Source organism: Pseudomonas sp. VI4.1, from assembly GCF_002029345.1.
Taxonomy (GTDB): Bacteria; Pseudomonadota; Gammaproteobacteria; order Pseudomonadales; family Pseudomonadaceae; genus Aquipseudomonas.
In genome coordinates, this window is sequence record NZ_MULM01000172.1 from 87,632 (window position 1) to 102,719 (window position 15,088).

9 protein-coding genes, 3 tRNA genes and 1 pseudogene are annotated in these 15,088 nt (G+C 61.2%); 2 read left to right on the top strand and 11 right to left on the bottom strand.

Annotated elements, in window-relative coordinates; genetic code table 11:
* Positions 1 to 61 precede the first annotated feature (61 nt).
* The 4 genes from BZ163_RS23630 to rimO form a co-directional block, all read right to left on the bottom strand.
* On the bottom strand, positions 62 to 529 hold the full coding sequence (locus tag BZ163_RS23630; RefSeq protein ID WP_128872811.1) for a DUF1456 family protein: 468 nt from the start codon (positions 527 to 529) through the stop codon (positions 62 to 64).
* Positions 530 to 604: 75 nt separating this feature from the next.
* The gene (locus tag BZ163_RS23635) at positions 605 to 1,315 is read right to left on the bottom strand and encodes an rRNA pseudouridine synthase (protein ID WP_128872812.1); all 711 of its coding nucleotides are present in this window, start codon (positions 1,313 to 1,315) and stop codon (positions 605 to 607) included.
* 226 nt (positions 1,316 to 1,541) lie between these two features.
* Entirely contained in the window at positions 1,542 to 2,015 is a 474-nt protein-coding gene (locus BZ163_RS23640; protein WP_128872813.1) for an acetyltransferase, read from the bottom strand.
* Between the two features lie 114 nt (positions 2,016 to 2,129).
* Complete coding sequence (gene rimO, locus BZ163_RS23645; RefSeq protein WP_128872814.1) at positions 2,130 to 3,467, bottom strand: 30S ribosomal protein S12 methylthiotransferase RimO; 1,338 nt, start codon at positions 3,465 to 3,467, stop codon at positions 2,130 to 2,132.
* Between the two features lie 288 nt (positions 3,468 to 3,755).
* Between rimO and BZ163_RS23655 the strand changes: the two genes are divergently transcribed.
* On the top strand, positions 3,756 to 5,657 hold the full coding sequence (locus BZ163_RS23655; protein ID WP_128872816.1) for a potassium transporter Kup: 1,902 nt from the start codon (positions 3,756 to 3,758) through the stop codon (positions 5,655 to 5,657).
* A 165-nt stretch (positions 5,658 to 5,822) separates the two neighbouring features.
* Here BZ163_RS23655 and BZ163_RS23660 read toward each other — a convergent pair whose 3' ends face one another.
* The 5 genes and pseudogenes from BZ163_RS23660 to BZ163_RS23680 all read right to left on the bottom strand — a co-directional run bounded on the left by BZ163_RS23660 (position 5,823) and on the right by BZ163_RS23680 (position 10,772).
* Positions 5,823 to 7,112, bottom strand: a complete 1,290-nt coding sequence (locus BZ163_RS23660) for a virulence factor family protein (protein ID WP_128872817.1) — start codon at positions 7,110 to 7,112, stop codon at positions 5,823 to 5,825.
* Positions 7,112 to 9,752, bottom strand: a pseudogene (gene mprF, locus BZ163_RS23665) (bifunctional lysylphosphatidylglycerol flippase/synthetase MprF). Before mprF ends, BZ163_RS23660 begins: the two are co-directional and overlap by 1 nt.
* Before the next feature lie 349 nt (positions 9,753 to 10,101).
* Positions 10,102 to 10,178 (bottom strand) — tRNA-Met (locus tag BZ163_RS23670).
* Between the two features lie 220 nt (positions 10,179 to 10,398).
* Positions 10,399 to 10,475, bottom strand: a tRNA-Met gene (locus tag BZ163_RS23675).
* A gap of 220 nt (positions 10,476 to 10,695) precedes the next feature.
* A tRNA-Met gene (locus BZ163_RS23680) sits at positions 10,696 to 10,772 on the bottom strand.
* Between the two features lie 300 nt (positions 10,773 to 11,072).
* On the opposite strand from BZ163_RS23680, the gene dinB reads away from it, so the two are divergent.
* Positions 11,073 to 12,134: a DNA polymerase IV gene (dinB, locus tag BZ163_RS23685; protein WP_128872818.1), complete on the top strand. Its 1,062-nt coding sequence runs from the start codon at positions 11,073 to 11,075 to the stop codon at positions 12,132 to 12,134.
* A gap of 162 nt (positions 12,135 to 12,296) precedes the next feature.
* Here dinB and BZ163_RS23690 read toward each other — a convergent pair whose 3' ends face one another.
* Entirely contained in the window at positions 12,297 to 13,250 is a 954-nt protein-coding gene (locus BZ163_RS23690) for a hypothetical protein (protein WP_128872819.1), read from the bottom strand.
* A 17-nt stretch (positions 13,251 to 13,267) separates the two neighbouring features.
* Positions 13,268 to 14,983, bottom strand: a complete 1,716-nt coding sequence (locus tag BZ163_RS23695; protein ID WP_128872820.1) for a proline--tRNA ligase — start codon at positions 14,981 to 14,983, stop codon at positions 13,268 to 13,270.
* Positions 14,984 to 15,088 lie beyond the last annotated feature (105 nt).

Consider the following 15,088-nt stretch of genomic DNA (forward strand, 5'->3'; position numbering starts at 1 on the left):
AACCCGAGCCACCGCTGGGTCGGTGGCGATGGTGTGATCGCCATCGCCAGCAAGCCGGTTCCTACACGCGCACGCGCAGGGTCAGGCCCTTGAGGAAGTTGCGCAGCAATTGGTCGCCGCACGCACGGTAGTTGGTGTGGCCGAACTTGCGGAACAGCGCGCTCAGCTCCGGCTTGGACACCGGGAATTCGGAGGCCTTGAGGATCGCGTGCATGTCGTCTTCCTTCAGTTCGAAGGCTACGCGCAGTTTCTTCAGGATGATGTTGTTGGTCACCGGCGTTTCGATCGGCTGCGGCGGACGGCTTTCGTCCTTGCCGCGCTTGAAGATCACCAGGCCATCGAGAAAATGCGCCATGACGTCGTCCGGGCAGCGGACGAAGCCTTCTTCGTCTTCTTCTTTCTTGTCGAGGTACGTCAGCAGGTCTGGCAGGGTCACGTCCATGCCGCCGAGCTTGATGATCTCGATGACTTTCTTGTCGCTGATGTCGAGCATGTAGCGCACGCTGCGCAGTACGTCGTTATGAATCATGGTGTGCAATCCTGATAATCGGCAGTGGGCGCCGCATAAGCAGCGGCGCCAGAATGTGTGGCGGCGTGAGCAGTCTCAGAACTTCTCTTTGCCGGTCAGGTAGCGCCATTGCCCCAAGGGTACTTTGCCAATGGATACACCGCCAATGCGGATGCGGCGGATGGCGACGACCTTCAGGCCGACGGCCTGGCAGAACAGGGCGATCACCCCCGGTTGTGGGTTCTTCATCGCAAAACGCAGGCGGTTTTCGTTCTGCCAGCTGGCTTTGACCGGCGGCAATTCCTTGCCCTTGTAAGTCAGGCCGTGGTTCAGGCGATTGAGGCCGTGCGCCACCATGTCGCCTTCAACCTCGACCACATACTCTTGCTCGATCTTGGCGGAGTCGGCGGTGAGCTTGCGCAGGATCTTCCAGTCCTGGGTGAACACCAGCAAACCGCTGGCGTTGGCCTGCAGGTCGGTACTGGCGGTCAGGCGCAGGAAGTGGCCCTTGAGCGGGCGTTTGCTGAAGCGGTGTTCTTCGCTCAGGGTCTCGGCGCTGATGGTCGCCAGGGCCGTGTCCGCATCCATGCCCGCCGGAACGTTGAACAGGATGGTCACCGGCTCGGGCGCAGTGGCTTTCGCTTCTGGATCGAGCTCGACTTTCTGGGTGTCGACCTTGAACTGCGGCTCGTCGATGACTTCACCGTCCACGGTGACCCAGCCGCCCTCGATGAACAGCTCAGCCTCCCGACGGGAACAGCCGACGAGTTCGATGAGGCGTTTGGAGAGTCGAATCGGGTCAGTCATGACAGGGCCGTAACAAAAAAGGGGTGGGCATTGTACCTGCCTGGCGCCGGTTAAGCCCGGCTCGATTTGCACCGTACAGCTTTTTGTGTGTGGCTTGGCGGATCACCGCACCGCAGCGAAGGGACCTTGTAGGAGCCGGCTTGCCGGCGAAGGCGTCCTCATAAGCGCTGTATGGCTTGAGGCCGCCTTCGCTGGCAAGCCAGCTCCTACAGGGTTTTGTGTTGTGTCAGGCATTGCGTTTCAATTGCTGTGCCTGACGCAGGCGCATATGCAACAGCGGATACGGCTGGCCCATGCCATCGACTTCCGAACGGCCGATCACCTCGAAGCCCTGTTTGAAATAGAACCCCAGGGCTTGCGGGTTCTGTTCGTTGACATCCAGTTCGTTGGCATTCAGGTGCTCCAGGGCATACCGCAACAACTGCTTGCCCAGCCCCTGGCCGCGGTGCGCCGGGTCGATGAAGAGCATTTCGATCTTGCCCGCCGCGACCCCGGCAAACCCGGTGATGCGCTGGCGTGAGTCTTTGGTGCAGATGAGCATGACCGCATCGAGGTAGCGGGTCAGCACCAGGTTCTTCAGCAGTTCGATGTAACTGTCGGGCAGAAAGTCGTGGGTGGCGCGCACCGAGGCTTCCCACACCTGCGTCAGTTCTTTGTAGTCGCTCTGTTTCGGCGTTTGGACGACCGAATGTTGGCGCATGGCCGAATGCCCCTTTTGGCAGTTGATCGTGCGAGTCCTTTCTCCCACAAAACGATAGACGTAAAAAAGCCCCGCATCTCGTCAAGAGAGCAGGGCTTTTCGTATTTATTGCGTTTAGATCTGTTCAGCCCACAGGTCGTATTCGTCGGCGTCAGTCACTTTGCACCAGACTTTATCGCCTGGTTTCAGGTTGCTGCCGTTGTCGATGAACACGTTACCGTCGATTTCCGGGGCGTCGAAGAAGCAGCGGCCGACCGCGCCTTGCTCGTCGACTTCATCGACCAGCACCTCGATTTCACGGCCGACGCGCATTTGCAGGCGCGCCGAACTGATGGCCTGCTGGTGCGCCATGAAGCGGTCCCAGCGGTCTTGCTTGACGTCGTCCGGCACGATGGCCGCGTCCAGCAGGTTGGCCGGTGCGCCTTCGACCGGCGAGTACTGGAAGCAGCCGACACGGTCGAGTTGGGCTTCGGTCAGCCAGTTCAGCAGGTACTGGAAATCTTCTTCGGTTTCGCCAGGGAAGCCGACGATGAAGGTCGACCGGATGATCAGGTCCGGGCAGATCACGCGCCAGTTCTTGATGCGGGCCAGGGTCTTGTCTTCGAAGGCCGGGCGTTTCATGGCTTTCAGGACTTTCGGGCTGGCGTGCTGGAACGGGATGTCCAGGTACGGCAGGATCTTGCCGGCGGCCATCAGCGGGATCAGCTCGTCGACGTGCGGGTACGGGTAAACGTAGTGCAGGCGCACCCAGACACCGAGGCTGCTCAGGGCTTCGCAGAGTTCGGTCATGCGGGTTTTCACCGGCGCGCCGTTCCAGAACCCGGTGCGGTACTTCACGTCGACGCCGTAGGCGCTGGTGTCTTGCGAGATCACCAACAGCTCCTTGACCCCGGCCTTGACCAGGCGCTGGGCTTCGTCGAGCACGTCACCGACCGGACGGCTGACCAGTTTGCCGCGCATCGACGGGATGATGCAGAAGCTGCAGCTGTGGTTGCAGCCTTCGGAAATCTTCAGGTAGGCGTAGTGACGCGGGGTCAGCTTGATCCCCTGCGGCGGCACCAGGTCGATCAGCGGGTTGTGATCCTGGCGCGGCGGCACGGCGTCGTGCACGGCGTTGACCACTTGCTCGTACTGTTGCGGGCCGGTCACGGCCAGCACGCTCGGATGCACCTTGCGAATGTTGCCTTCTTCGACGCCCATGCAGCCGGTCACGATGACCTTGCCGTTTTCCTTGATGGCTTCGCCGATCACTTCCAGGGACTCGGCCTTGGCCGAATCGATGAAGCCGCAGGTGTTGACCACCACGACGTCGGCGTCCTGATAGGTGGACACGACGTCATAGCCTTCCATGCGCAGCTGGGTAAGGATGCGCTCGGAATCGACCAGTGCTTTGGGGCAACCCAGGGATACGAAGCCAACCTTTGGATTGGCCGGCGCAGGAGTGGTGGACATGTCTAACCTCGGTATTTGTGACGCCTCCAGCCGTGATCGGCAAGGCGACAGACGGACGCTTTATCGCGTCTCTGATCAAAAAGTGCGCAATTCTAGCGATGAGAGGCGCACTTGACCAGCTTTATACGGGGAAATACGACGAGTGCTGCGCTATGCTTCGCGCCGTTACGCTTTACCGATTTCTACAGTCAATAAAACGTCTGTAACAACAAGTAAAACAGCGCATGCTGCACGGCAAAGCATAGTGCTTCTTTCAAAGAAGTCCGGATCTGGGTGTAGGAGTGGTGGATGGGTCAGGCAAGTAGTCAGGCGGCGGGTTCCGAGCATTCGGCGGCCAAGCCGATCGGCATGCTGGTCGCGGCGGTCGGGGTGGTGTATGGCGATATCGGCACAAGCCCGCTGTACACCCTTAAAGAAGTGTTTTCCGGTGGCTATGGCGTGCCCGTCAACCATGACGGGGTGCTGGGGATTCTGGCGCTGATCTTCTGGTCGCTGATCTGGGTCGTCTCGATCAAGTACATGATGTTTGTCCTGCGCGCCGATAACCAGGGCGAAGGCGGGATCATGGCCCTTACCGCCCTGGCCCGGCGGGCGGCGGCCGGGCATCCCAGGTTGCGTACCCTGCTGGTGGTGTGCGGGCTGATCGGTGCTGCGCTGTTTTATGGCGACAGCATGATCACGCCGGCGATTTCCGTGCTCTCGGCCATTGAAGGGCTGGGACTGGCGTTCGAGGGGATCGATCATTGGGTGGTGCCGCTGTCGTTGATCGTGCTGGTGGCGCTGTTCCTGATTCAGCGTCACGGCACCGCGCGGATCGGCATTCTGTTCGGGCCGATCATGGTCACCTGGTTTGTCGTGCTCGGGGCGCTGGGCGTCTACGGCATCCTGCAGCACCCGGAAGTGTTGTGGGCGATGAACCCGGTGTGGGGCGTGCGTTTCTTCATCGTGCATCCCGGCATGGGCGTGGCGATCCTTGGCGCGGTGGTGCTGGCGTTGACCGGTGCCGAAGCGCTGTACGCCGACATGGGCCACTTCGGTCGCAAGCCGATTGCGCGGGCGTGGTTCATCCTGGTGTTGCCGGCGCTGGTTCTGAACTACTTCGGCCAGGGCGCGCTGCTGCTCGGTGATCCGGAAGCCGCGCGCAATCCGTTCTACCTGCTGGCGCCAAGCTGGGCCTTGATTCCGCTGGTCGGCCTGTCGACCATGGCGACGGTCATCGCTTCCCAGGCAGTGATCTCCGGGGCGTTCTCCCTGACCCGCCAGGCGATCCAGCTCGGCTACATTCCGCGCATGCACATTCAGCACACCTCCAGTGCCGAACAGGGCCAGATCTACATCGGCGCGGTGAACTGGTCGCTGATGGTCGGCGTAATCCTGTTGGTGCTGGGTTTCGAATCCTCCGGCGCCCTGGCCTCGGCCTACGGGGTGGCGGTGACCGGCACCATGCTGATGACCACTATCCTGGTCTCGGCAGTGATGCTGTTGCTGTGGAAATGGCCACCGGTCCTCGCCGTCCCGGTGTTGCTCGGCTTCCTGTTGGTGGACGGTCTGTACTTCGCCGCCAACGTGCCGAAAATCGTGCAGGGCGGGGCGTTCCCGGTGATCGCCGGTATCGTGCTGTTCGTGCTGATGACCACCTGGAAGCGCGGCAAGCAACTGCTGGTCGACCGAATCGACGAGGGCGGATTGCCGCTGCCGATCTTCATCAGCAGCATCGCCGTCCAACCACCGCATCGCGTCCAGGGCACTGCGGTGTTCCTCACCGCCCGCCCGGACGCCGTGCCCCACGCGTTGCTGCACAACCTGCTGCATAACCAGGTGTTGCACGAGCAAGTGGTGCTGCTGACGGTGGTCTACGAAGACATTCCGCGGGTACCGCCGACGCGGCGCTTCGAGGTCGAATCCCACGGCGAAGGCTTCTTCCGGGTGATCCTGCACTTTGGTTTCATCGATGAGCCGGACGTGCCGCAGGCGCTGAAACTGTGTCATCTCGATGACCTGGACTTCAGCCCGATGCGCACCACCTACTTCCTCAGCCGAGAGACGGTCATCGCCTCCAAGCTCGAAGGCATGGCCCGCTGGCGCGAGGCGCTGTTCGCCTTCATGTTGCAGAATGCCAACGGGAATTTGCGGTTCTTCAATCTGCCATTGAACCGGGTGATTGAGTTGGGTACCCAGGTGGAAATGTAAGCCCCATCAAAAAGCCCCCGTTGCCGTGAAGGCAGCGGGGGCTTTTTTGTGGGCGGGGCGCCTGATCACCTATAGGAGCGAGCTTGCTCGCGAAGGACTCGAAAGCAACACGTTCATCCAGGATGAATGCGCTATCGTTGACGTCCATCGCGAGCAAGCTTGCTCCTACAGCGCCGTTTCCTTCGCCTGGCGCTTCTCGATCACATCCACCAACCGCTGGGCCAAAGCCGGGTAGTTCTCATCAAAGTGATGCCCGCCAGGCAGCTTCATCGCCTCACCCACGGCCGTCTTGTCGGTACAGCCGCTCTCGTCGACTTCTTCTTCCCCGTAGATGCACACCACTTTCTCCGCCGGCAGCTTGGCCATTTCCGGGCCGGTGGCGGCTTCCTTGCCAGCGTTGCCGAGCCAGCCTTCGACTTCGATTTCGAAGCTGCCGGTACGGGCGAAGGCCAGCAGGATAATGGCGTCGACCCGTTGTTGCTCCGCGGGCTCCAGGCGGTTGTAGATCGCCGGGAGGACGTCGGCGCCGAACGAGTAACCCGTGAGGATGAAGCGTTTGGTGCCCCATTTCTGCCGGTAATGCTGCATCAGTTCGGCCAGGTCCAGCGCGCTTTGCTCAGGGCTCTTGTGCTGCCAGTAGTAGCGCAGGGTATCGATGCCGACCACCGGATAGCCGATCTTGGCCATCTCGCCCGCCACGTCGCGGTCCAGGTCGCGCCAGCCGCCGTCGCCGGACAGGAACAGGGTGACCGTGTCCCGGGCTTGGCCGGCCGGCACTTCGACCACCGGGATCTGCAGGCCGCCAGCGGCTTTGTCGCCACCGACCAGGAACTTGCGCAGTTCGTTGTTCAGCACTTGCGGCAGGTTGATGTCGTAGTCGCTGATGCTGGTTTCGGCGTTCGGCTGATCGCGCACGAAGCCGGCGCTGGTGTCATCCGGATTGTCGTTCCAGGCCACCAGCCAGTGACCGTGGGAGGCGCTTTTCGGCAGCAGATGCGTGCAACCGGGTTTTTCCAGGGCCAGGTCCACCGACACGGCCTGGGCCTTGTCGTTCTTCTGTTCGGACAGCCAGCGCCAGGCGAGCACGGCGCCTGGGCCGATGCCGCTGACCAGCGTCGCCGGGCCTTTGAGTTCTCTCAGGCCGGATTGCAGGGCACGACTTTGCAGCAGGCAATCTTTGGGCAGGATCACCTGGACGATCTGCGCCGAGCCGCTGCGGCTGAGGGTCAGCAGTTGTTTGTCGCTGAGCTTCTGGTCTGCGTTGACCGCCACCAGCACCTGGGCGCGCGGTGTGTTGCCGGGGATGACTCGAGTCATCGCCGCACCGTCGGCGGGTGCCAGCTGTTCGAGGGTGGGTTCGGGTGCCGGACGTTTGAGGTACCAATAACCGCCGCCAAGGACCAGGGCCAGCACTACCAGTGTGCTCAGTACGTACCGCAGGGAGCGTTGAATCATCAGCGTTTCACCAATCCAGTCAAGCCGCCCGCAATCAGGGCGGCAGTGTCGGCCAGGGCTACCAGCGGATCGAGTCCGGCGGGCACGGCCATATAACGGGGTTCCCAGTCAGGCTGGAACTTGTCTTTGAAGCGGCGCAAGCCTTGGAAGTTGTAGAGCTGCTCGCCACGGCGGAACACCATCGAGCCCAGGCGCTGGGTCAGCGGTGCGCCGCGACGGGGTTGCAACCCCGACAACGGCACCATGCCCAGGCTGAAACGCGCGTAGCCATGATTTTTATAATGCTGGATCAGGCCGACCATCATGAACTCCATGGTCAGCTTGGGGGCCTCCGGGTGCGCGCGCATCAGGTCGAGGCTGGCCAGGTCATGGCCGAAGGTCTCCAGCAGGTTGGCGAACGCCACCGGGCGACCTTCGAACCGAATCACCGCGATGCGGAAATGCTTGAGGTAGGCATCGCTGAAACGGCCGAGGGAGAAACCCTTCTCGCGCACGTTCTTGCCGGTCAGCCAGGCATCGGAGATCACCTTGAGCTCATCCATCGGCGCTTGCCCCGGCTCATGGATCTCCAGCGACAGGCCGTCGCGGGTGCCACGGTTCCAGGTGTAGCGCAGGTCCTTCATCTCTTTGCCCTTGGCTTCGAGGTCGAAGCGCTGCAGATCGACCCGGGCTTCTTCGCCGAGCTTGATCGCCGTCAGGCCGATGTCCATGTAGTACGGCAGGTTCTCGGCGCGCACCTGATAGAACACCGGGCGGGCGTGGTGAAGGTCACACAGGTCGCGGAACTGCCAGATCATCTCGGCCCGTTGCTGGGCCGGGCCGATCGGGTCATACAAGGCCACCAGGCTGCGACCACGGCGTGCGTACATCAGGAACGCCTGGTCGTCAGGGTGGAACAGCAGCGCCTTGTCACCGGTCAGGGCCAGGCCGCCATCCGGTTGGGCGGAAGCCATGAGGATTTTGGTCGCGCGATCCAGCTCATCGGGCGTGGGTAGATGGATCACCGGGCGCGCGGTGCGCAGCAGCCAGGTCAGGGACACCACCAGCAGCAGGACGGCGGCACCCAGCAGCGAACGCAAGCCACGGGGGGCATCGGCGTCGAGGGTGAACTGCCACCAGAGTTGATGGCTGTAGGGAACGTCCTGATAGGCGAACAGCAGCAGCCAGATCGACGCGCCGAGCACGCACAGGCTGGACACCAGATACAGTGGCGAAAAGGGCAGTTCGGTCAGGCGGCTGGGGCGATAGAACGAGCGCCGGAAAACCCCCAGCAGGCTCGCGGTCAGGGTCATCAGGCAGGCTTCCTCCCAGTCGAAGCCCTTGAGCAGCGAGAGCAGGGCACCCACCAGCAACAGAATGGTGGTCAGCATCCACGCGGCCGACAGGCGCCGGCGCAGACCTTGGGCCAGCAGCAGGCACAGCACGCCGACCAGGCTGGCGCCGAAGTGCGAGGCGTCGACCAGTCGATGCGGAATCAGAAAACCGATGTGTTCCAGGCGCGTATCGATTTCCGGGGTCACGCCGGAGAACAGCAGCACCACGCCGGATAGAAACACCAGCACCGCCAGGATCGGTGCGGCCAGGCCGGATGCGGCGCGCAGTGTCTGGCGGGTCTGAAACAGACGCTGGCCTTCGTTGATCAGCAGCAGCAGACAGGCCACCAGCAACGGCAGCACCACATAGATCAGGCGATAGAGCAGCAGCGCGGCAGCCAGTGGCGCGGCACCGAGCTTGTCGGCGAAGGCGGCCAGCAGGATGGCCTCGAACACCCCGACACCGCCGGGCACGTGGCTGAGCACCCCGGCCGCCAGGGCCAGCAGGTACACCAGCAAGAAGGCGCCAAAGGGCGGGGCTTCGGGCAGCAATAGATACAGCACGTCGCGGCGGCGGCCACGTCCAGGGCAGTGATGACCAATTGCAGGAACGTCAGGCGACGCCCTGGCAGGCGCAAGGTGCGGCGACCGACCTTGACCAGCAGATTATCCGGGTAAGGCTGTTCCGGCAGGCGACGGCGGTAGATGCCGATCGCCAGCACCGTAAAAAGCAGCAGTACGGCGACGGCGATCGCCCCCAGCACTAGCTCGGACAGGCCCAGGGCGACGGAAGCGGCCGGCAGGTCGCTGAGGGTGGCGAGCGCGCGAGCGGGGGCAGGGCGCACCCGAGCGAGAGGCTGGCAAAGAGCGTCATGTGGGCGACTTCCGAAGCCCCCAGGCCATGACGCGCATATAAACGGTAGCGGACCGAGCCTCCCGAGAGCATCGAAAGACCGATGGCATTGCCGATGGCGAATGCGGTGAACCCGCCCAGGGCGAGGATGCGCGGCGCCAGTGTCACGCCGGCATACCGGCTGGCGGACCATTCGTAGCCGAGCAAAATGATGAAGCCGACCAAGGTCGCAGCCAGTGCGCCGAGCAGCGCCGGTTGCGGTACTTCGAGAATCGAGTCGTGCAGCGCGTACAGATCGAGTTCGCTCAGCAGGTGGCGACAGGCGATCAGCGCGATAGCGAACAACAGCAGAGTGACGGCCAGGCCCAGGGGTTGGCGGTATTTGCTGATCAGGTCCAGCAAGCGCAGACGCTCGGCCTTGATCGGTTGTGTCGCTGTGACGGTGTCTTGTGGATCAGACGAGTTGGCGCGCATCAATCACCTCTTGGATTGTGCGCGACAGGATGGGGGTATCCAGCCAAGTTACCAATCCCTGTAGAAAAAATAATTACAAATATTAATGCCTCTCACCGGGATCCGGCGACGGCACATCGTCAGTCATAGAGGTTTTTGTCTGCGGTCGCAGGAAATTGTAGGAGCGAGCTTGCTCGCGATGGACTCGAGAGCGCCGTTTTTAACCGGTAAGCACCGTTCGTTAACGCCCATCGCGAGCAAGCTCGCGCCTACAGTGGGCCTCATTCGCTGATGGCAGGTCATTGTTGCGAAAGGATTTTTTCAACAGATACAAAAAAGGCCACTCTTTCGAGTAGCCTTTTTTGATGTTTGGTTGCGGGAGCCGGATTTGAACCGACGACCTTCGGGTTATGAGCCCGACGAGCTACCAGACTGCTCCATCCCGCGTCTGTGTGGCGGCATTCTACAGGCGAACGGCGGAGTGTCAACCGTTAATCCTGAACCTGGTCAAATAAGAGCAAATGAATGGCAAGCCGCGACAGGGGAGACCTAAGTTCAGGAATCAGAACGATTTCTCTTTCCGCACTGCGATGGGTAAGCGCCTGCCCCCGTACAAAACAGGCGCGCACAAAAAAGGCCACTCTTTCGAGTAGCCTTTCTTGGTGTTTGGTTGCGGGAGCCGGATTTGAACCGACGACCTTCGGGTTATGAGCCCGACGAGCTACCAGACTGCTCCATCCCGCGTCTGTGTGGCGGCACTTTACAGGCGCACGGCGCAGAGTCAACCTTTAATCCTGAAACGGGTCGAATAAGCGCAAATCAGTCGCAAATCGTCGCAGGGGAGACCTAAGTTCAGGAATCAGAACGATTTATCTTCCTGGGCTGGCGATGGGTAAGCGCTGCACTCATACAAAACAGGCGCGCACAAAAAAGGCCACTCTTTCGAGTAGCCTTTCTTGATGTTTGGTTGCGGGAGCCGGATTTGAACCGACGACCTTCGGGTTATGAGCCCGACGAGCTACCAGACTGCTCCATCCCGCGTCTGTGTGTCGGATTCTACAGAGGATGGCGCGGGTGTCAAGCCTAATCCTGAAAAAACCTGTTCCTGTTCAATCGCTTAGCTCTCCAAGGGGGTGGGTCTTAACGTCTGTGAGGCAGGTGTGGCAAGGCCTGCGGCTCTATTGGGTGAAATGGTTCGATTGAGTCATTAAATTCATCCGATACTTTTCCTACGTATGAAAAAGAACATTCCGAGTACTGGTGCTATATACAGGTGCCGGTGAGATACTGCCTGTCCGACACGGCCTGACCGCATTTCCAGCCCATGAATACCGCTTTTATATGACCCAGCGAAAAATCATTCACGTCGATTGTGACTGTTTCTACGCCGCCATCGAGATGCGTGACGACCTGCGCCTGGCCGGTAAACCGCTGGCGGTGGGTGGGGCGGCCGATCGGCGGGGAGTGATCGCTACCTGCAATTATGAAGCGCGGGCGTACGGCGTGCGTTCGGCCATGTCGTCGGGGCATGCCTTGAAGCTGTGCCCGGACCTGACCATCGTCAAGCCGCGCATGGACGCCTATAGAGAAGCGTCCAAGGAAATTCACTCGATCTTTCGCGATTACACCGACTTGATCGAGCCGCTCTCCCTCGATGAGGCGTACCTCGATGTGTCGGACAGTGCGCATTTCGGTGGTAGCGCCACACGCATTGCCCAGGACATCCGGCGACGGGTGTCCAATCAGTTGCACATCACCGTCTCGGCCGGCGTCGCACCGAACAAGTTTCTTGCCAAGATCGCCAGCGACTGGAAGAAACCCAACGGCTTGTTCGTCATTACACCGGATCAGGTGGAGGACTTTGTCAGCGGTCTGCCGGTCAGTAAGTTGCACGGGGTGGGCAAGGTCACTGCCGACAAGCTGGGCCGGCTGGGTATCGTCGACTGCTCGCATTTGCGCGAATGGGACAAGTTGGCACTGGTGCGCGAATTCGGCAGCTTTGGTGAGCGGCTCTGGAGCCTGGCCCGTGGGATCGATGACCGTCTGGTGCACAACGACAGTCGTCGCCAGTCGATCAGCGTGGAAAACACCTACGACGTGGATTTGCCAGATCTGGTGAGCTGCCTGGATAAATTACCCGAGCTGCTGGAGACTCTGGCCGGACGGATGGCGCGAATCGACAGCAGTTATCGGCCGGGCAAGCCGTTCGTCAAAGTGAAATTCCATGACTTTACCCAGACCACGCTGGAGCAGGCCGGGGCAGGTCGGGATCTGGGAAGTTATCAGCTGTTGCTGACCCAGGCGTTCAATCGCGGCGGGAAGCCGGTGCGGTTGTTGGGGATTGGGGTCAGGCTGGAGGATTTGCGCGGTGGGTTTGAGCAGATGGAGTTGTTTGAGCGGTAGTGGCAGAGTTTTGATGGGGTGATGAATGTGAGGCCGCCTTCCTCGGAACGCCGCCCGGAGCAAGCCCGCTCCCACAAGGGATTTGCTGCAGACACATGATTTGTGACCGCCTCAAATCCCTTGTGGGAGCGGGCTTGCTCGCGAAGCTTTTTGCTTTTGCTTTTAATTCGGTCCCGGATCCGCCACCAATCGCCCGGCATCCCGGGTCAATGACTTGAGGAATTCGGTCTGCAGCTCCGGATCGTTGCGGGTCAGTTCGATCAGGCTTTGCTCCAGCTCCGTGGCTTCTTCTTCCAGGCCCAGTTCCGACAGACGCTTGACCCGGTGTACCCACTGGCTCACTTCGTCGTCTTCGAGGTCGTCGTAAATCAGCCCGTGCGCTTCGAGCAGTTTGCCGCGCAAGCCACTGCTGACCGCCAGGGACGAGTCGGAGTGCACGTCGTCCTGGGCGTCCGCGACAGTGATCAGCAGTCGGCTCAGATGGTTGATGTCATGTTCGGCGAACGGGCTGTCCAGCAGGTTCACGCGCAAAATGCCGTTTTTGTCGGTATTGAGCTGGAAGGTTTCCTTGCCGGCCTTGACCTCGACCGGGCGCTCGCTCCACGGCAGGCTCGAGTACTCGGTGCGCTTGTCCAGCTGGACTTCGTCGATGCCGGCCAGGTTCTGCTGCGCACGACCATTGGACTGCGCGTTCATGAACGGGTTGAGCCCGGCGAAACCGTAGCTGAACCAGTCCCGGGTCACACTGTCCGGAAGGTTGCCGAGGGCGAACACGTTGAGCACATTGGCGCCGACACCGCCCACCACCGCCACCGCGCCCAGCGGAATCTCATAGACCTCCCGCCAGGGTTGGTACGGCGTGTAGCGATCATAGTGGCGCGTGACTTCGAATTCGGTGACTTCGAAGGTCTTCTGCTCGTGGATTTTCACCCGCCGTTGCGGCAGCTCAAGCACCTTGGGCTCGCCGACATCGATCTGCAGGCTGTGATCGAGCAATTTGCGCTCGACACGTTCCTCGTGCTCGCTGCGTTGCGACATGTGATTGGCACAGCCGCTGACCAGCAGGGTGCCGCACAAGGCGGCACCACCGAGGCCTAAGGTGTTTCGCTTGAACATGACTTCTCTATCTGGTGTCAGCGGCGGATACGGGCCTGGAGGAAAGACAGCACGTCAGCGACCGGCAGCGCTTGCGCCTCGGGCTCGGTGCGGCTCTTGTATTCCAGATTGCCATCGGCGAGGCCGCGGTCACTGACCACGATCCGGTGCGGAATGCCGATCAGCTCCATGTCCGCGAACTTGATGCCCGGGCTGGTTTTCTTGTCGCGATCGTCCAGCAGCACTTCGAAGCCGGCGGCAGTCAGTTCTGCATACAGCTTGTCGGTGGCTTCGCGAACCTGTTCGGTTTCGTAGCGCAGCGGTACCAGGGCGACCTGGAAGGGGGCCAGGGTGTCGCTCCAGATAATGCCGTTTGCATCGTTGTTCTGTTCGATGGCCGCAGCCACCACGCGGGACACGCCAATGCCATAGCAGCCCATTTCCAGGGTCACCGGCTTGCCGTTCTCGCCCAGCACTTCGCACTTCATCGCTTTGCTGTATTTGTTGCCCAGCTGGAAAATGTGCCCGACCTCGATGCCGCGCTTGATTTCCAGGGTGCCCTTGCCATCCGCGCTTGGGTCACCGGCCACGACGTTACGCAGGTCGGCCACGGTCGGTACCGGCAGATCACGCTCCCAGTTCACGCCGAAGTAGTGCTTGTCGTCGATGTTGGCGCCGATGCCGAAGTCGCTCATCAGCTCGACGGAACGGTCGATGATGATCGGCAGCGGCAGGTTCAGCGGGCCGAGGGAGCCGGCACCGGCGCCAATGGCGTCGCGCAGTTCGGCTTCGGACGCCATCACCAGCGGGCTGGCAACGCCTGGCTGGTTGGCGGCCTTGATTTCGTTCAGCTCGTGGTCGCCGCGGATGATCAGGGCAATCAGCTTGCCTGGCTCTTCGGCGTGAACCACCAGGGTCTTGATAGTCTTCTCGATTGGCAGGTTGAAGCCTTCGACCAGTTGCGCGATGGTCTTGGCGTTCGGCGTGTCGACCAGGCGCAGCTCTTGCGTCGCGGCTGCACGGGACGTTTCCCGGGGCACGGCTTCGGCTTTCTCGATGTTGGCCGCGTAGTCGGAACCGTTGCTGAAGACGATATCGTCTTCGCCGGATTCGGCCAGCACGTGGAACTCGTGGGAGCCGGCGCCGCCGATGGAGCCGTTGTCGGCTTCAACCGCACGGAACTTCAGGCCCAGACGGGTGAACACGTTGCAGTACGCCTGGTACATGCGGTCGTAAGTGACCTGCAGCGAAGGCTGGTCGGCATGGAAGGAATAGGCGTCCTTCATGATGAATTCGCGGCCGCGCATCAAACCGAAGCGTGGGCGGATTTCGTCACGGAATTTGGTCTGGATCTGATACAGGTTGATCGGCAGCTGCTTGTAGCTGCTCAACTCGTTGCGCATCAGGTCGGTGATGACTTCTTCGTGGGTCGGGCCGGCGCAGAAGTCGCGGCCGTGGCGATCCTTGAAGCGCAGCAATTCCGGGCCGTATTCTTCCCAGCGACCGGATTCCTGCCACAGCTCGGCCGGTTGCGTGCTCGGCATCAACACTTCAAGAGAGCCCGCGGCGTTCATTTCTTCGCGAACGATGGCTTCGACCTTGCGCATCACTCGCAAGCCCATCGGCAGCCAGGTGTACAGGCCCGAGGCGAGTTTGCGGATCATGCCGGCGCGCAGCATCAGCTGATGGCTGATCACGACCGCATCGGAAGGCGTTTCTTTCTGTGTGGCGAGCAAAAATTGACTGGTGCGCATGGTTGGCCGTTGTCGGTTGCTGATGACTAGAAATGACGGAGCATTGTACGGGCGAGATCTTCTGGCGTACAGGCGTGCGGTCGGCGGGGTGGCAAAGGGCGGGAA

Excerpts from the sequence above, each read along its gene's own strand:
- BZ163_RS23640 (WP_128872813.1), bottom strand. The coding sequence starts at position 2,015 with ATGCGCCAACATTCGGTCGTCCAAACGCCGAAACAGAGCGACTACAAA.
- rimO (WP_128872814.1), bottom strand. The coding sequence starts at position 3,467 with ATGTCCACCACTCCTGCGCCGGCCAATCCAAAGGTTGGCTTCGTATCC.
- BZ163_RS23695 (WP_128872820.1), bottom strand. The coding sequence starts at position 14,983 with ATGCGCACCAGTCAATTTTTGCTCGCCACACAGAAAGAAACGCCTTCC.
- BZ163_RS23635 (WP_128872812.1), bottom strand. The coding sequence starts at position 1,315 with ATGACTGACCCGATTCGACTCTCCAAACGCCTCATCGAACTCGTCGGC.
- BZ163_RS23690 (WP_128872819.1), bottom strand. The coding sequence starts at position 13,250 with ATGTTCAAGCGAAACACCTTAGGCCTCGGTGGTGCCGCCTTGTGCGGC.
- BZ163_RS23630 (WP_128872811.1), bottom strand. The coding sequence starts at position 529 with ATGATTCATAACGACGTACTGCGCAGCGTGCGCTACATGCTCGACATC.
- dinB (WP_128872818.1), top strand. The coding sequence starts at position 11,073 with ATGACCCAGCGAAAAATCATTCACGTCGATTGTGACTGTTTCTACGCC.
- BZ163_RS23655 (WP_128872816.1), top strand. The coding sequence starts at position 3,756 with ATGGGTCAGGCAAGTAGTCAGGCGGCGGGTTCCGAGCATTCGGCGGCC.
- BZ163_RS23660 (WP_128872817.1), bottom strand. The coding sequence starts at position 7,112 with ATGATTCAACGCTCCCTGCGGTACGTACTGAGCACACTGGTAGTGCTG.